Origin of the sequence: Agrobacterium radiobacter (genome assembly GCF_040801995.1) — a bacterium.
In the GTDB taxonomy this organism is placed as follows: Bacteria; Pseudomonadota; Alphaproteobacteria; order Rhizobiales; family Rhizobiaceae; genus Agrobacterium; species Agrobacterium radiobacter.
Window position 1 is genome coordinate 1127171 of sequence record NZ_JBEGHX010000002.1, and the last position, 17407, is coordinate 1144577.

At 59.1% G+C, this 17407-nt stretch carries 13 protein-coding genes; 7 read left to right on the forward strand and 6 right to left on the reverse strand.

Annotation, left to right across the window (positions count from 1 at the left end; genetic code table 11):
- Window positions 1-45: 45 nt before the first annotated feature.
- The 5 genes from glf to MRBLRC7O_RS19055 all read right to left on the reverse strand — a co-directional run bounded on the left by glf (window position 46) and on the right by MRBLRC7O_RS19055 (window position 9176).
- On the reverse strand, window positions 46-1203 hold the full coding sequence (gene glf, locus MRBLRC7O_RS19035; RefSeq protein ID WP_003510423.1) for a UDP-galactopyranose mutase: 1158 nt from the start codon (window positions 1201-1203) through the stop codon (window positions 46-48).
- 102 nt (window positions 1204-1305) lie between these two features.
- Window positions 1306-3351, reverse strand: coding sequence for an O-linked N-acetylglucosamine transferase, SPINDLY family protein (locus MRBLRC7O_RS19040; RefSeq protein WP_077998768.1), 2046 nt, complete (start codon window positions 3349-3351; stop codon window positions 1306-1308).
- A gap of 220 nt (window positions 3352-3571) precedes the next feature.
- Window positions 3572-4537, reverse strand: a complete 966-nt coding sequence (locus tag MRBLRC7O_RS19045; RefSeq protein WP_060727542.1) for a glycosyltransferase — start codon at window positions 4535-4537, stop codon at window positions 3572-3574.
- 93 nt (window positions 4538-4630) lie between these two features.
- On the reverse strand, window positions 4631-7573 hold the full coding sequence (locus MRBLRC7O_RS19050; protein WP_367727529.1) for a beta strand repeat-containing protein: 2943 nt from the start codon (window positions 7571-7573) through the stop codon (window positions 4631-4633).
- A 709-nt stretch (window positions 7574-8282) separates the two neighbouring features.
- Window positions 8283-9176, reverse strand: coding sequence for a LysR family transcriptional regulator (locus MRBLRC7O_RS19055; RefSeq protein ID WP_020813622.1), 894 nt, complete (start codon window positions 9174-9176; stop codon window positions 8283-8285).
- Between the two features lie 125 nt (window positions 9177-9301).
- On the opposite strand from MRBLRC7O_RS19055, the gene MRBLRC7O_RS19060 reads away from it, so the two are divergent.
- Genes MRBLRC7O_RS19060 through MRBLRC7O_RS19070 form a run of 3 tightly spaced genes read left to right on the forward strand, consistent with a single transcriptional unit; the run spans window position 9302 to window position 12056 of the window.
- Complete coding sequence (locus MRBLRC7O_RS19060) at window positions 9302-10489, forward strand: MFS transporter (protein WP_111820884.1); 1188 nt, start codon at window positions 9302-9304, stop codon at window positions 10487-10489.
- Window positions 10486-10950 (forward strand): cyclophilin-like fold protein, encoded by a 465-nt coding sequence (locus MRBLRC7O_RS19065; protein WP_020813624.1) that lies wholly within the window; start codon window positions 10486-10488, stop codon window positions 10948-10950. The genes MRBLRC7O_RS19060 and MRBLRC7O_RS19065 overlap by 4 nt, the downstream gene beginning before the upstream one ends.
- A 26-nt stretch (window positions 10951-10976) precedes the next feature.
- On the forward strand, window positions 10977-12056 hold the full coding sequence (locus MRBLRC7O_RS19070; protein ID WP_020010110.1) for an alpha/beta hydrolase: 1080 nt from the start codon (window positions 10977-10979) through the stop codon (window positions 12054-12056).
- Window positions 12057-12176: 120 nt separating this feature from the next.
- On the opposite strand, the gene MRBLRC7O_RS19075 is transcribed toward MRBLRC7O_RS19070, so the two are convergent.
- On the reverse strand, window positions 12177-13076 hold the full coding sequence (locus tag MRBLRC7O_RS19075) for a LysR family transcriptional regulator (RefSeq protein WP_003508348.1): 900 nt from the start codon (window positions 13074-13076) through the stop codon (window positions 12177-12179).
- 119 nt (window positions 13077-13195) lie between these two features.
- Here MRBLRC7O_RS19075 and MRBLRC7O_RS19080 point away from each other — a divergent pair, with 119 nt between their 5' ends.
- The 4 genes from MRBLRC7O_RS19080 to MRBLRC7O_RS19095 all read left to right on the forward strand — a co-directional run bounded on the left by MRBLRC7O_RS19080 (window position 13196) and on the right by MRBLRC7O_RS19095 (window position 17309).
- The gene (locus MRBLRC7O_RS19080; RefSeq protein ID WP_111820885.1) at window positions 13196-14128 is read left to right on the forward strand and encodes a VOC family protein; all 933 of its coding nucleotides are present in this window, start codon (window positions 13196-13198) and stop codon (window positions 14126-14128) included.
- Between the two features lie 143 nt (window positions 14129-14271).
- Window positions 14272-14964 (forward strand): hydrolase, encoded by a 693-nt coding sequence (locus MRBLRC7O_RS19085; protein WP_111820886.1) that lies wholly within the window; start codon window positions 14272-14274, stop codon window positions 14962-14964.
- A gap of 72 nt (window positions 14965-15036) precedes the next feature.
- Window positions 15037-15327, forward strand: coding sequence for a XapX domain-containing protein (locus MRBLRC7O_RS19090; RefSeq protein ID WP_020813626.1), 291 nt, complete (start codon window positions 15037-15039; stop codon window positions 15325-15327).
- Window positions 15327-17309 carry an amidohydrolase gene (locus MRBLRC7O_RS19095; RefSeq protein ID WP_080867042.1) on the forward strand — a complete coding sequence of 661 codons (1983 nt, stop codon included), beginning with the start codon at window positions 15327-15329 and terminating at the stop codon, window positions 17307-17309. The genes MRBLRC7O_RS19090 and MRBLRC7O_RS19095 overlap by 1 nt, the downstream gene beginning before the upstream one ends.
- Window positions 17310-17407: the final 98 nt, after the last annotated feature.

The window sequence follows — 17407 nt, forward strand, 5'->3', positions numbered from 1 at the left end:
GGTAAAGCCGGCGCGTGTTATGGAGAAGAACGCGACAGATCCGTTTCAGACGGGCGAATGCAGAAATGCCGGCATGGGTGCGCCCTCCGATTGTCTGGCGAGATAGAGGCGGGCGGTATCGAGCGCCTCTCGAATGGTCGCATCCATGTCGAGATAACGATAGGTCCCCAGCCGTCCGACAAAGGTTACCGACGCTTCCCGTTCGGCACGCGCCACATATTCGGCAAGCTGTTCTTTGTCTTCGACCAGCCGGATGGGATAATAGGGAATGTCCTGTGGGCCGCATTCATGGGAGAACTCCCTGTAGCAGACGGAGCCTGCATGTTCCTCCCACGGAGAAAAGTGCTTGTGTTCGGTGATGCGGGTAAAGGGTACCGCAACATCGCCATAGTTCATCACCGCGCAGCCCTGGTAGTCGCCGTCATAGGTGAAGCGTTCGAAGTTCAGCGTCCGGTATGCCAGGCGGCCGAATTCGAAGTCGAAATAACCGTCAAGCGGACCGGAATAGAAAACGTGCCCGGAGGCGGGCGCCTCGGTGCGCTGGAAATGTGTGCCAAGCCTGACGGTGATGTTCGGATGATCGAGGATGCGCTCGATCATGTCCGTATAGCCGGTTTCCGGCATGCCCTGATATTTGTGGAAGAAGTAGTTGTCGTCATAGTTGAAGCGCACCGGCAGGCGCTTCAGGATCGAGGCAGGCAGCTCTGTCGGCGAGCAGCCCCATTGCTTCTCGGTATATCCCTTGAAGAAGGCTTCATAGAGATCGCGGCCGACGAAGCGTAGCGCCTGCTCCTCAAAGGTCTGTGGGTCGGTAATCGACTTGTCGGCCTTTTCCTCGATGAAGGCCCGGGCTTCATCGGGTCGGAAATTCTTGCCGAAAAACTGGTTGATCGTATGCAGATTGACCGGCAGCGAATAGACGCGCTCGCCGCTCGTCGTCTTGACGCGGTTCTTGTAGGGCATGAACGTCTGGAAGCCGTTCACATAGTCCCAGACTTCCTTGTCGTCGGTATGGAAGATATGCGGACCGTAAACATGCACCATGACGCCAGTCTCACTGTCGCGTTCGGTGTGGCAATTGCCGGCAATGTGATCGCGGGCGTCGACGATGTCGACCATATGGCCTGCCAGTGCAAGCTCCCGGCCAATGACTGCGCCGGAAAGCCCGGCGCCCACAATGACAATTCTTTCGTCCGCGAACATTGATAATCAGTCCTGTTCATACGTCGCCCGGCGGGCGGTCAAGATTTGCATCGAAGAGCTGCCGTGCAGCGCGTGCCCCGGCCGGTCGAGAATAGTCCGCGCTCAGTTATCCGGTTTCTGCCAGAGGCGACGGTCATAGGGAATTGGCGCATAGTCGTGCCACTGGGTAAGCTTCTTGAGGTAGCGGTTGCGGTAGCTCTGCTCGTCTTCAAACTCTATGTTCTCGAATACGGCTTCCGCGCCCAGTTCGTAATAGAGATCGAGATTGCTGAGATCCGGCACCGGTGTCTCGCCGCGCTCACATTCGCCCTGCATCTGCCAGAACAGCTCTTCCAGACGTTGCGCCAGAGCGGGGATATCGCGCAATACGCTGGTGTCGCGCTGCCGGGCGATCGATTCTCTAACCTCCAGAAGGCTCTTCCGGTCGCGTTCGAAACCGATGGCGCGGGCGACATAATCTTCCGGCGAAGAACAAATCATTTCCGGAACACCCGCAGCAGTGACGATGCTGCCGCAGAAGCGCGCAGCAAATGTCTTGCCGGACATGGTGAGGACGGGCAGGCCGGATGTTATCGCATCCGCGGCTGTGGAGTGAGCGCCATAAGGGAACGTATCCAGAAACAGATCGGCGACGCCGATACGGGCAATATGTTGCGGGTTCGGGACCTTCGGCGCAAATACGAGCCGTTCCGGTGCGATGCCACTTTTTTCTGCGATGCCTTGCAGGCGTTGATTGACATCTTCATCGCCCGCCAGCAGCCACAACAGGCTGCCCGGCGTTTCAGACAGGATCGTCATCCATCGCGCAAAGCAGCTTTCGGTAATCTTCTGCATTCCGTTGAAGCTGGCATAAACGAATGCATCCTCCGGCAGTCCGACCTCGGCCCGGCTTGGCCGGGCGGCGATTAGGCGCTTGCGGTCAAGCGGCTGGTCACAGGCGATGCGCAGGACCTTTTCGGAGTAATAGATGTCGTTCTCCGGCGGGATCATGTAGCCGTCAGAGATCAGGTATTGATGGAAGGGGCTTCCCATCGATCCGGGATAGCCGCAGAAACTGACGATAACAGGCGCGGGACGATAGGCGAAGATCTTCGTGCGAGCGTCCTTGGTGTAGCCATTCACGTCGATCAGGATATCAATGTCGTCGGAAATGATCTGCGATGCCGCCGCGGCATCGTCGAGGCCATGGATATCCCGCCAGCAATGAACCGCCGCCTTGATCCGCTCCTGCGTGCTGTCAGTGTTGCGGACGTTACCGCAATAATAGGCGAAAACCTCAAGGCTGTTCTTGTCATGCAACTCCAGAACCTCGCAAAGAGCGAAGCCCACGGCATGGTCGCGAAGATCCGACGAGAGGTAGCCGACGCGCAGCCGCTCACCGGTCCCGGACTTCTGCTTCGGTGATCTGCGTGGAAAACGGCTTAGGTCCGGGCGCGTGCCGACCACCGTTTTGCTATAGCGATATGCCTTGGCCAGCTGGAACATCGGATCGTCGGCGTAACAGCTCAGCGTCAGCGACGACATGGCGTCGAGCATCTTGCGGGCAGGGACGTGGTTCGAGGGCGCAAGCACCGGCCATTTGCACTGCCGCTGCCGCAATGACACCCAGTGCTGGCCTGCTTCCGGCAATTCCGGCCGCAGCTCGAACGCCTGCAGCAAGGCGGTCTCAGCGTCATCAAGCTTTCCAGCGCCTTCGAGGACCCGGCCGATGTTCTGCAGGGCCATATGCCGATGGCCCACCGCTTCGGCGTCGAGATGTTTCGTCATCTCCGCATAGTGCGACCACTGTTCCACTGCCTGGCCGATCAACCCGCTGTCTTCAAGGACACGGCCGAGATTGATATGGCCGGGAGCGAATTGCGGATTGGCCTTCAAACAGGCGCGGAATGCCTGTACGGCGCCCGCGCGGTCGCCGAGCTGGCTGAGCGCGACGGCATAGTTGAAATAGGCAAGATGAATGACGGGATTGTTGTCGTTGAATGCGACCCAGGTCTTGTAGAGTTCCACAGCAGCGGCTCGTTGGCCGGCGGCATTGAGCGCCTCGGTCACGCTCAGCAGATCCATGAGACTTAACCGTTGGTTCCGCGCAAGATCAAGTGCGCTGGGAGCGGTGTCGTCATTTGAAGGAGAGACGTGGTTGGCGGTCATGACATCCTGCGGCAAGGCGACAAAGGGTCGAAGATAAAAACGGCCTGTTGATGGGCCGTATTTAGCTATCGCAGGTAACTTGCCCGTGGCTGGATGTGTTTGAGGCGGGGTTGCGTGTCCAGATCAGCCAGCGGCCCGGCGGGGCGAAGGTTTCTCCCAGTCAGGCGCCGGCTTCTGAGGCGTTGATGCTGTCGTGCCGCAATAAGGATCACTCACATGTCTAGCGACGGGAATGTTTCATCCTGTAGCTCGCCAGAGCGATTGACGGGTTTATCCTATAGACACTGTCGAAGTCTTCGTCTGTGAAGTATTGGTATGAATGTGCGACATATTCCCGGAAAAGACCGTGCAGGTCCTCCCGCATCTGCTTGGCCGCCCATTCCAGCAGACCTGCCTTGAAGACGATGAAGATCGGGTAATATTTTGCCCTGAAGATCGGATTTTCCAGGAAAAGCTTTTCGGTGTCTTTCAGCGCCGCGAACATTTCAAGTCGGCGCTCGTCGAAAGTGCTCGTATGCTGTTCCCGTCCCGGGATGAGGCGATGTGTTGTCAGGCTGCTGTTAATGGCCAGAAAGCGCCCGGCATTCATATAGGCCGCCCAATGCGGCAGGATGTCTTCGTTGATCCGCGCCGTGGAGAAGCGCCATTTCGTCTGGTGAATGAAAGATGTCCGCAGTATCTTGTTCCACGGGTAGTTGATCGTCACCAGGAATTGCGCGGTCGAGTCGAGATCGATCATGGCGCTGTCGCGACTACCGAGGACGCTATCCCAGATATTCTTGTCGATAGGCGCCATTTCGCCAGGAGCGCCACCGGCCGTTCTCAGCACGCTATATCTGAATGCCGCGACATCGATATTCGTCTCGTCCATCAGGGGCAGAACGGTATCGACGGCTCCCTCATGCAGGAGGTCGTCAGCATCGTGAAACAGGCAATATTCGCTGTCGATTGTCGCCAGCGCCCTGTTGCGGGCGACGCCCGGGCCGGTGTTCGTCTCGCTGCGCATCAGCCTTATATTGGCGTGCCGCGCCATGTATTGCTCAACGATGTCGCAGGTATTGTCGGTGGAGGCATCGTCGACAACGACGATATCCATTTCGGTTTCATTACGCAGAACACTGTCGAGTGTCTCGCCGATAAGACTGGCCATGTTGAAGGCCGGAACGATGATGGATATTTTTGCCATGACAGAGACTGAATGTCCTTCTGGGGCATTCTGCAATTAAAATGTTACGACGCGGCCCTGAGCCGCGTCGTAGGTTTTCTGGTCGTTTAAGTCTTATACTGCCTTGTAGGCTTTGATGACCGCCTCGACCTGTGCATCGTTCATGACCTTGAGCTGCTGGGGCGAGAGAGCGCCGGCCTGGGCGCTGTTCAGACCACCAATGGCAGCTGTGGAGAGACCGGCGACGGCATTTGCGCTGATTGCTTTGATCTCATCGGTCGAGAACAGTGCCAGTTCGCTGCTGTTCAGGGTCGCGATCTGTGCGGAGCTGAGGCCGGAAACCTGATCGGAGTTGAGGGCCTTGATCTGGTCGGTCGACAGGGCCGCGAACTGTGCCGAAGAGAGCGCTGAGGCCTGTGCTTTGCTCAGGGCGGCGACGTTATCGGTGCTCAGCTTGCTGGCATCGAGGCCTGCGAGTGCCTTGGTGCTGATGGCCTTGACCTCGTCGGTCGAGAAGGTGGCAAGGCTATCAGAGGACAGGGCGCCAAGCTGTGCCGAAGACAGGCCAGCGATCTGCGTCTTTGTCAGTGCCGCGGCGTTTGCGGTGCCGAGGCCCGCGAGCGCCGCCGCGGAAAGACCGGCGATGGCATTGGCGCTGATGGCCTTGATCTCGTCGGTCGAGAAGAGTGCCAGTTCGCTGCTGTTCAGGGTCGCAACCTGTGCGGAGCTGAGACCGGCGACCTGATCGGAGCCGAGGGCCGTGATCTGATCGGTCGAGAGAGCTGCGAACTGCGCCGTGGAAAGTGCTGCGGCCTGTGTTCTGCTCAGGGCGGCGATGTTACCGGTGCTCAGCTTGCTGACGTCGAGGCCTGCCAGTGCCTTCGTGCTGATGGCCTTGACTTCATCGGCGGAGAAGGTGGCAAGGCTGTCGGAAGACAGGGCGTTGAGCTGTGTCGAAGACAGGCCGGCGATCTGCGTCTTGGTCAATGCCGCAGCGTTTTCGGTGCCGAGACCGGTCAGGGTAAGACCGGCGATGGCATTGGCGCTGAGAGCCTTGATCTCGTCGGTCGAGAACAGCGCCAGTTCGCTGCTGCTTAGGGTGGCGACCTGTGCGGAGCTGAGGCCGGCAACCTGATCGGAGTTAAGGGCCTTGATCTGATCGGTCGAGAGAGCTGCAAACTGCGCCGAGGAAAGCGCTGCGGCCTGCGTTCTGCTCAGGGCGGCGATGTTGCCAGTGCTCAGCTTGGTGACGTCGATGCCAGCGAGTGCCTTGGTGCTGATGGCCTTGACTTCATCGGCGGAGAAGGTGGCAAGGCTGTCGGAAGACAGGGCGTTCAGCTGTGTCGAAGACAGGCCGGCGATCTGCGTTTTTGTCAGAGCGGCGGCGTTTTCGGTGCCGAGACCAGCCAGGGTAAGACCGGCGATGGCATTGGCGCTGATGGCCTTGATCTCGTCGGTCGAGAAGAGTGCCAGTTCGCTGCTGTTCAGGGTCGCAACCTGGGCGGAGCTGAGACCGGCAACCTGATCGGAGTTGAGGGCCTTGATCTGATCGGTCGAGAGAGCTGCGAACTGTGCCGAGGACAGTGCCGAAATCTGCGTCCTGCTCAGGGCGGCGATGTTGCCAGTGCTCAGCTTGCTGGCATCAAGACCGGCGAGGGCTCTGGTGCTGATTGCCTTGACTTCATCGGCGGAGAAAGTGGCAAGGTTGTCGGAGGAGAGGGCGCCAAGCTGTGCCGAAGACAGGCCGGCGATCTGCGTCTTGGTCAGTGCCGCGGCGTTTTCTGTACCGAGGCCAGCAAGTGCTGCGGCGGAAAGACCGGCGATGGCGTTGGCGCTGATGGCCTTGATTTCGTCGGAGGAGAACAGAGCCAGTTCGCTGCTGCTCAGGGTGGCGACCTGTGCGGAGCTGAGGCCGGCGACCTGATCGGAGGTAAGGGCCTTGATCTGGTCGGTCGAGAGAGCTGCGAACTGCGCCGAGGAAAGCGCTGCGGCCTGCGTTCTGCTCAGGGCGGCGATGTTGCCAGTGCTCAGCTTGGTGACGTCGATGCCAGCGAGTGCCTTGGTGCTGATGGCCTTGACTTCATCGGCGGAGAAGGTGGCAAGGCTGTCGGAAGACAGGGCGTTCAGCTGTGTCGAAGACAGGGCGGCGATCTGAGACTTTGTCAGAGCGGCGGCGTTTTCGGTGCCGAGACCAGCCAGGGTAAGACCGGCGATGGCATTGGCGCTGATGGCCTTGATCTCGTCGGTCGAGAACAGAGCCAGTTCGCTGCTGTTCAGGGTCGCAACCTGTGCGGAGCTGAGACCGGCGATCTGATCGGAGTTGAGGGCCTTGATCTGATCGGTCGAGAGAGCTGCGAACTGTGCCGAGGACAGTGCCGAAATCTGCGTTCTACTCAGGGCGGCGATGTTGCCAGTGCTCAGCTTGGTGACGTCGAGGCTGGCGAGGAGCTTGGTGCTGATGGCCTTGACTTCATCGGCGGAGAAGGTGGCAAGGCTGTCGGAGGACAGGGCGTTCAGCTGCGTCGAAGACAGGGCGGCGATCTGAGACTTTGTCAGAGCGGCGGCGTTTTCGGTGCTGAGGGCAGCAAGTGCAGCCGCAGAAAGGCCGGCAATTGCATTGGCGCTAATGGCCTTGATTTCGTCGGTCGAGAACAGAGCCAGTTCGCTGCTGTTCAGGGTTGCAACCTGTGCGGAGTTGAGACCGGCGACCTGAGCCGAGTTAAGAGCCTTGATCTGGTCGGTTGAGAGGGCGTCGATCTGGCTGGTGTAAAGTGCCGTAACCTGAGACGCCGACAGGCCGCTGATCTGAGCTGAGCTCAGTTTTGCGATCTGGGTCAGGGTCAGTCCCTTAAAGGCGCTTACCGAAATGGCCCGGAGGTCTTCAGAGCTGAAAAGCGCAAGGTTATCTGTGCTCAAAGAGGCGATCTGAGACGACGAGAGGGCCTTGATCTTGGTGCTGTCAAGGGCATTCACGTCTTCTGAGGTTAGGCTGGCAATGGTGGACGTGGAAAGCTTGGAAATCTGCACAGCAGACAGTGAGGAAAGAATCGAAGTCATGAACGTGTCCTTTACCGAATGGCGACTGGTCACGCCTATCTGCCGCCAGACACTGCCCATGATGACAGCGGTCCGACATCCGCAAATAAAGCGAAATTGTGGAGAACATGGCTCATGTGAACCTGCGCTGGAAAGGCATCATGCAATTCGAGCCGGAGAAGGGGGCCCGGATTTTCCACGCTAGCTTGTGCGAATGCCGCTTAATAATTTCCGCCGCTTAACATCTTCGCGACGTGCGTGTCATATCAGGCGAACATTTAAAGCCTAGTTAATATTTGGAGGGGGCGCGTTTATTCTTGATGTTTGCGTATCTTAGAGCTTTATAGAGTATAAAATTGCGAATCCAATTACCCAGTCGGTCGGTTTTCACTGCGGGAAACCAGATATGTCCGCGCTCGTATAAGTAGCGCCCGTTTGAGCAGGCGGGAGCGCAAGGGTTTAATGTTTATTGTCGGTCAAAACGGAACAACAATTCTTGTCGCAAGCTGATTCGCTGATGTAACGGGCGTCAGCCGCAGTCAATAATTTGCTTTGTCTCCTTTATATCGGGTGCCGTGAAGTTTATTTTTAGGGAGAGGAAGCTGTGATTTCCCGTTTCGTGGATATGGCAATGCTTTAGGCGGGCAGACGCGGGCCGCGATGATCCGCCACGAATGCCGGCCGGTTTGGGTTCAGGGCGGTTGTTCCGATAGGAGGTCAACCCTCCGTATCAGGCATGATGGCGCAGGGCGTCGATGATCACCTTCATCGCCGGAGACATCTGACGCCTGCTCGGATAATAGAGGTGATAGCCGGTGAAGGGCTTGCTCCAATTGTCCAGAACCGCCTGCAATCTCCCTTCAGCGATGTGCGCCTCGACGAGGTCTTCCGGAACGTATGCGATCCCGTAGCCTTTCATCGCGGCGTCGATCTGGGAGATCGAGGAATTGAAGCTTAGTTGTCCGTCAACCCTGACCCGCAGCTCCCGCCCGTCCTTTTCAAATTCCCAGGCGTAAAATCCACCCCAGGTTGCCTGACGTGTATTGATGCAGACATGGCCGACCAGATCCTGGGGTATGACAGGGATGCCGTGTCTGACGAAATAGTCTGGCGAAGCCACGGCTCTCAGACGCCAGTCCGGGCCGATCCGAACGGCGATCATGTCCCTGTCGACGCTCTCGCCCAGTCGCACGCCGGCGTCGAAGCGTTCCTCGACAATATTGCGCATGCCATTGTCGCTATAGAGCTCAATACGAATGTCGGGGTAGTTGGACAGAACGCGGCCCAGTTTCGGCCAGACGGTTGTTTGCAGGGCGTGATCGGACAGGGTGAGGCGCAAGGTGCCTGAGGGCTTTTCGCGAAAGGCGACGAGATCCGCCAGATCCGCCTCGATCCCCTGAAATCGCGGAGCGATAGATAAAAGCAGGCGTTCGCCGGCTTCCGTCGTGGCCACGCTGCGTGTCGTCCGCGTCAGCAGGCGCACGCCCAGCCGGGCTTCAAGCTGCTTGATTGTATAGCTCAATGTCGATTGCGATGTTCCGAGCGTCGCCGCAGCCTTCGTAAAGCTCCGCTCTTTGGCAACCTCCATGAACCAGAGGAGATCCTTCATATCCTCTCGCTGCATCAAAAACCTCCAATTAATATTGAATTTCGATAAGTCCATGCGAATTAGCACGGATTGTCCGCAAAGTCGCCCGGCAATATCTTCCCGCCATCGAAAGAAACCGGGATTTTAGTGGGATCTGGCGAATGACTCTCACCTATGACGAAAAGATGGGCAGCAGACATGCGGCATGGAGCGCCGTGTTTTGCATGACGCTCTGCGCCTTCGTGTTGATCGCCTCGGAATTCATGCCCGTCAGTCTGCTGACGCCGATCGCCGCCGATCTCGGCGTTTCAGAAGGTAATACGGGGCAGGCGATCTCCATCTCCGGCATCTTTGCGGTTATCACCAGCCTGTTGATTACCGGCCTGACCCGGCGGCTGGACCGGCGCGTTGTCGTGCTCGGCCTCACGGCGCTCTTGATGGTGTCCGGCATCGTGGTCACCCTTGCACCGTCTTTCCCGGTCTTGATGCTTGGCCGGGCATTGCTCGGAATTTCGATCGGCGGCTTCTGGTCGATGTCCACCGTGATCGTGATGCGTCTCGTCTCCCATGATCAGGTGCCGAAAGCACTTGCACTGCTGAATGCCGGCAACGCGGTTGCGGCAACGGTTTCCGCCCCACTTGGCAGCCTGCTGGGCGCCTATATCGGCTGGCGCGGCGCCTTCTTTCTGGTCGTGCCTATCGGCCTGCTTGCGCTCCTGTGGCAATGGATCGTCCTGCCGGAACTTCCGCCGCGCCGCGCCCGTGTATCCGCGAATGTCTTCAGGCTGCTTGGACGTCCAGCCGTCACGGCGGGCATGATCGCGATCCTGCTGTTGTTCATGGGTCAGTTCGCACTTTTTACTTATCTGCGGCCCTTTCTCGAGCAGGTCACGCGGGTCGAAATCACGATGCTGTCGCTGCTGCTGCTGATCATGGGATTGGCGGGGGCGGTCGGAACCTGGGTCGTCGGCCGGCTGCTGCAACACCGTCTCTTCAGCATTCTTGCGATCATTCCCCTGTTGATGGCCGGTATCGCGCTCTTCATGGTCGCCTTTGGCGACGCGAAACTTCCTGTCGCAGCCGCACTTGTCGGCTGGGGTTTCGTTGGAACCGCCGCACCCGTTGGCTGGGGCACCTGGCTGAGCCGCATTCTGCCTGATGATGCCGAGACCGGCGGCGGGTTGCAGGTTGCCGTCATTCAACTGGCGATCACGGCGGGGGCCTCGGTCGGCGGCATTTTATTCGACAGTTTCGGTTGGTGGTCGGCCTTCACACTGAGCGCATTGTTGCTCTGCGGTTCCTCGCTTGCCTCTTTTGTCGCCTGGCGGCTGGCGCGGAGGCGATCGTGAATGGTCGCCCGGCGGTTTTCGCCCGACGCATCCTGCTGGCGATGGCCGCCGCCTTCATCCTGCCCGGGCGAGCTTTCAGCAAAAGCGGGCCTAACAATCAGGAGAGGACCGATTTGAAGATCAAGCTGATTTTCGCAGAAAACACGATGATAGCGACGCTCTACGACAATCCGTCAGCCCGCGATTTCGCGTCCATGCTGCCGCTCGACGTCAGGATCGCTGACTTCGGCTCCAACGAGAAGATCGCCTATCTCCCTCGAAAGCTGACGGTCGAAGGCCACGGTCCGTTCGAAAACGAGCGACCTTACGACCTCTGTTATTACATGCCCTGGGGCAATCTCGCGATATTCTATGCCGACTACAGGCATCCCGGCCTCATCCGGCTGGGACGCTTCGATAAAGGCTATGAAGCGCTTCATATCCCCGGGGAATTTCCGCTGCGCATCGAACGCGTCCAATGAACCGAACCACAACAGGAGTTCCCAGCATGAGCAAGCCAGTCGAAACTGATGAAACCTGCAATACCGGCAGGCGCAACCTGATGAAGGCAACGGGCATCGCCGTCGCCGCAATGGGCATGGTGCCGATGGCGAGCGCGACGCAGGCTTTCGCCCAAACCTCTTCATGGGACAAGGTCTTCCCGAAGAGCGACAATGTCGATCACCAGAAGGTCTCGTTCAAGAACCGCTACGGCATTACCCTGGCAGGTGACCTCTACCTGCCAAAGAACCGCGAAAGTGCGCCTTTGGCCGCCCTTGTCATCAGCGGCCCCTTCGGTGCGGTAAAAGAACAGTCATCCGGTCTTTATGCGCAGACCATGGCGGAGCGTGGATTTGCCGCGCTGGCGTTCGATCCCTCCTATACCGGAGAAAGCGGCGGCGAGCCCCGGAACGTCGCCTCGCCGGATATCAATACCGAGGACTTCAGCGCCGCGGTGGATTACATCGGGCTGCAATCCTATGTGGATCGCGAGCGTATCGGTGTCATCGGTATCTGCGGCTGGGGCGGCATGGCGCTGAACGCTGTCGCGGCGGACAAGCGCGTGAAGGCGGTCGTGGCCAGCACCATGTATGACATGACGCGGGCCATGTCCAAAGGCTACAACGACAGCGTTACCCTCGAACAGCGCACACAGGCGCTGGAGCAGATGAGCCGGCAGCGCTGGCAGGATGCGGAAAAGGGAAGCCCCGCCTATCAGCCGCCTTATAACGATCTCAAGGGTGGCGAAGCGCAGTTCCTGATCGACTATCACGACTACTACCGGACGCCGCGCGGCTATCATGCGCGTGCTGTCAATTCCGGTAATTCCTGGACGCAGACGACACCCCTGTCGTTCATGAACATGCCGATCCTGACCTATATCGCCGAAATATCGCCGCGCCCGGTGATGTTCATCCATGGCGAGAAAGCGCATTCCCGATATTTCAGCGAGACAGCTTTCGCTGCCGCTGCCGAACCGAAGGAACTCGTGATCATTCCGGACGCCAACCATACGGACCTGTATGACCGCGCCGACAAAATCCCGTTCGACCGGATCGCCGCCTTCTTCAGCCAGCATCTGGCCTAGAGGCCCGACCATCAGAACGTTGCGGCAGCCCCGGCTATTGCCATTTCTTGCTGCCGCCACGCTAAGCCACGCATCAGGCCGACGCGCTCGTGCGCGTCGGCGGGGTCAAGGTCGCCGGCTCTAGTCCAGCATCACCATATGCGCCGGCAATTGTTCCTCGAAGAATTTCGAGAAGGTCGCGATACGGGGCGGCAGCGTCTGATAGGGCGGATAATAGAGCGTCAGCCAGAGTTCGGGCGGCGCCCAGCCGGGCAGGACATGAACGAGCCGGCCGCTATGGATATGCTCGGCGATATTAAATCCCGGCAGCATGGCCACGCCCGCGCCATCTGCCGCCATATCGGCCAGAACCTCGCCGCTATTGGCGCTGAATGCGCGGCCGGCCGAGATGGCGATGCTCGATCCGCCGTCTGACAGGACCCAGTTCTCCCGCCGGCTTTCACCGCTATAGGCAAGGCAATCGTCAGGGGTCAGTTCGCTTGGATGTTCCATCTGCGTGAAGCGGCTGCCCGGTGCCGCCACCAATATTCGCGGCACGGCCCTGATCTTGCGCCAGATGGTGAATTTGTCTGACGGGGCGGACGAGATGCGGATCGCCAGATCGTAGTCGTCATCCACGATATTGATCAGGCCGTCCGACAGGGAAATCTCGAAGCACATTTTTGGATAGAGTTCCCGGAAACCCGACAGGATCGGCGGCAGCACCGTCTTGCCAAGCCATGTCGGCGCGCTGATCCTCAGGCGCCCCTCATCGGCCTTATGGGCGTTGCGGACATCGCGCCGGGCGTTCTCAAGCGCCTCGACCGCCGGCTGGATCTGTGCGGCGAAGATGGCGCCGTCCGTCGTCAAGGAAACCTGTCGGGTGGTGCGGACAAACAACTGCACACCGAGATCGTCTTCAAGCGCGGCAATCGCACGGGTGACGGCAGCCGCCGTCATGCCCAGTTCACGGGCGACCTGCGCGAAGTTGCGCTTTTCGGCCGCCATCAGAAAGGTTTTCAGAGCTTTATGGTCGTTCATCTCTATTATTTCAAAAATCGCAATTCATTCGAGAGAAATATTGCAATTCCGCGATGCAATCAAGCGGGTTACATCTCTGTCCATCGAAACGGACACACCAACAACGAAAGGCGCCGCCGATGATCAAGGATATCAAGGGCCTGCACCACGTCACCTCGATGGCGTCGGATGCGCGGCAGAACAACAGTTTCTTCACCGATACGCTCGGCCTGCGCCGGGTCAAGAAAACCGTCAACTTTGACGAACCCAGCGTCTATCACCTTTATTACGGCGACGAAAATGGCACGCCCGGCACGGTCATGACCTATTTTCCCTTCGCCAACATGATGGCCGGCCGTCCCGGCGTCGGTGAGGTGGGCGAGACGCAGTTTTCCATCCCCGAGGGTTCGCTGGGCTTCTGGAAAGAGCGTCTGCTTGCCAAAGGTGCCGCCGGCCTTCAGGCCGACACGGTCTTCGGTGCTGAGCGCCTGCGCTTCACCGGTCCCGATGGCGATGGCCTTGCGCTGATCGAAACGGACAATGACGCCCGTGCCCCCTGGCTGGCCGAGGGCATTTCCGAAGACAGCGCCATACGTGGTTTCACCGGCGCGCGCTTCAATCTGAACGACACGGCCGCGACTGAGGAACTCCTTCGTTTCATGGGCTATGAACGGGCTGATGCTGAAGGCAATGTGACGCGCTTCATCATTCCCGGCGGCAACGGGGCCGACACGATCGATCTTGCGGCCCTGCCGAAGACGCCCTTTGCCCGTCCGGGGGCAGGTTCGGTCCACCATATCGCTTTCGCAGTCGAAAACCGCGAAAAGCAGCTGGAAGTGCGCAAGGCGCTGATGGATACGGGCTATCAGGTCACCCCCGTCATCGACCGCGATTATTTCTGGGCGATCTATTTCCGCACGCCGGGCGGCATTCTGTTCGAAGTCGCCACCAATGAACCCGGTTTCGACCGTGACGAGGATACCGCGCATCTGGGCGAAGCGCTCAAGCTGCCGAGCCGCTACGAGCCTTTCCGCAACCAGATCGAGGCCAACCTCGCTCCCCTTGCGGCATAAAGCGGGTCTCTGATCCGCATCCACTGACCAAAACAGATTTATACTTTTCAAGGCGGCTGCCCCTGCCGGGCAGCCGACCGGCGAAGCCTTCCTAGTTTCCACCGCCGTAGATCGGCAATCACCACCTGAACGGAGAACTGAAAATGTCCAAGCTCGAAGTCCTTACCCCCGCCAACAGCCAGCTCATCTTCATCGACCAGCAACCGCAGATGGCTTTCGGTGTGCAGTCGATCGATCGCCAGACCCTGAAGAACAATGTCGTCGGCCTCGCCAAGGCGGCAAAGATCTTCAACATCCCGACGACCATCACCACGGTCGAAACGGAAAGCTTCTCCGGTAACACCTTTCCGGAACTGCTCGCGGTCTTCCCGGAAAACGACATTCTCGAGCGTACCTCGATGAATTCCTGGGACGACCAGAATGTTCGCGATGCGCTGGCCAAGAACGCCGCCGGTGGCCGCAAGAAGATCGTCGTCTCCGGCCTATGGACGGAAGTCTGCAACACCACCTTCGCACTCTCGGCTCTCCATGATGTCGCGGACTATGAGATCTACATGGTGGCGGACGCCTCCGGTGGTACTTCTCTCGACGCGCATAAATATGCGATGGACCGCATGGTGCAGGCCGGTATCATTCCCGTGACCTGGCAGCAGGTGCTGCTCGAATGGCAGCGCGACTGGGCACGCAAGGAAACCTATGACGCCGTCACCGCGCTGGTGAAGGAACATTCTGGCGCTTACGGCATGGGCATCGATTATGCCGTCACCCATGTCCATGGCGGTGAAGAACGCGTGAAGCACGGCAAGCGCATCGGCCCCAACCCGGTCAAGAAATAAGCTTTCAACCACGCCGCACCGGCAGGATCGCCATCCAGTCCGGTGCGGCTTTCACCCATCGAGGAGGTTTCGATGAAAGTCTATCTTCTGTCCCTTGGCGCCGGTCTGCTGGTCGGCATAGTTTACAGCCTGCTTAATGTGCGTTCTCCCGCACCGCCCGTCATTGCTCTCGTCGGCCTGCTCGGCATATTGGTTGGAGAGCAGATCATCCCCCTCGCGAAGACGATCGTCGGCAAGGAGCCGGCCGTGGTTTCGTGGATCAACCAGATCAAGCCGCATATGTTCGGCCATATGCCGAAGGGTGGCGCTGAAACAACTGGCCTTGCCGAGGTCAAACAGCCTATCAACCGGGAGAGAAGCTGATGCCGACACGACGCACCTTTCTTGGCGCGGCTTCGAGCCTTGCCTTTCCGAATCTGTTTTCACCGGCTAAGGCCGCTGATCTCATCAAGACCGGAGGTTCTTCCATGCACCCAGATACGATCCTTCACAACGGCCGCGTCACGACGCTCGACCGCGGCAATCCGAATGCAACTGCAGTGGCCATCAAGGATGGCCTGTTTCTGGAAGTGGGAAGCGATGCCGAGGTTATGGCCCTTGCCGGGCCGGATACGAAGATCATCGACCTGAAGGGCAAGCGGGTTCTGCCCGGCCTGATCGACAACCACACCCACGTCGTGCGCGGCGGCCTGAACTTCAACATGGAACTGCGCTGGGATGGCGTGCGCTCGCTTGCCGATGCCATGGACATGCTGAAGCGTCAGGTGGCTATTACCCCGGCCCCGCAATGGGTGCGGGTCGTGGGCGGTTTCACCGAGCATCAATTCGTTGAAAAGCGCCTGCCGACCATCGAGGAAATCAATGCGGTGGCGCCGGATACGCCGGTCTTCCTGTTGCATCTTTATGACCGGGCGTTGCTGAACGGTGCAGCACTTCGCGCCGTCGGTTACACCAAGGATACGCCGAACCCGCCCGGTGGCGAGATCACCCGTGATGCGAATGGCAATCCGACCGGCCTGCTGCTCGCCAAGCCGAATGCCGGCGTCCTCTATTCGACGCTCGCCAAGGGGCCGAAGCTGCCTCTCGACTACCAGGTCAATTCTACCCGCCACTTCATGCGCGAGCTGAACAGGCTGGGTGTGACCGGCGTGATCGACGCGGGCGGCGGCTTCCAGAATTACCCTGATGATTACGAAGTGATCCAGAAGCTGTCGGATGAGAACCAGATGACGGTTCGGCTGGCCTACAACCTCTTCACCCAGAAGCCGAAGCAGGAGAAGGAGGACTTCCTCAACTGGACGTCATCGGTCAAATACAAGCAGGGTAACGACTACTTCCGGCACAATGGTGCAGGCGAAATGCTGGTCTTTTCCGCTGCCGATTTTGAGGATTTCCGCCAGCCACGGCCGGACATGCCGCCGGAAATGGAAGGCGAGCTTGAAGGCGTCGTCCGGATTCTGGCGGAAAACCGCTGGCCCTGGCGTCTGCACGCCACCTATGACGAGACCATTTCGCGGGCGCTGGATGTCTTCGAAAAGGTCAACCGGGATATCCCGCTCGAAGGGTTGAACTGGTTTTTCGATCATGCCGAAACCATCTCCGACCGCTCGATCGACCGCATCGCCGCGCTTGGCGGCGGCATCGCAACCCAGCACCGCATGGCCTATCAGGGCGAATATTTCGTCGAACGGTATGGCCAGGGCGTGGCGGAGGCCACACCGCCGATTGCGCGGATGCTGGAAAAGGGCGTGAACGTTTCGGCCGGTACGGATGCAACGCGCGTCGCCTCCTATAATCCGTGGGTGTCGCTGTTCTGGATGGTGACGGGCAAGACGGTGGGCGGCATGCAGCTTTATCCGCGCGCCAACTGCCTCGACCGCGAGACGGCGCTGCGCATGTGGACCGAAAAAGTCACCTGGTTCTCCAACGAGGAAGGCAAGAAGGGCCGCATCGAAAAAGGCCAGTTCGCCGATCTCGTGGTGCCGGACAAGGATTATTTCTCCTGCGCGGAGGATGAAATCTCCTTCCTTACATCCGAACTGACCATGGTCGGCGGCAAGATCGTCTATGGCGCCGGCGACTTCAGGACGCTGGATGAAAGCAATATTCCGCCGGCGATGCCCGACTGGTCGCCTGTGCGAACCTTCGGCGGTTATGCCGCCTGGGGTGAGCCGCAGGGTGCTGGAAAGAACTCGCTCAGACGGGCTGCGATCTCGTCCTGCGGCTGTGCCAGTGATTGCGGTGTGCATGGTCACGACCATGCCGGCGCATGGACGTCGAAACTGCCGATTGCCGATCTGAAGGGCTTTTTCGGCGCTCTCGGCTGCTCCTGCTGGGCGGTCTGAGGCTGATTGGCAAGATAAATCCAACGGGCAGTGGATTGCCGCTGCCCGTTGTCTGCGAAAGATCCGGCGATAAAAAGAATATTACAAAATTCGCAATT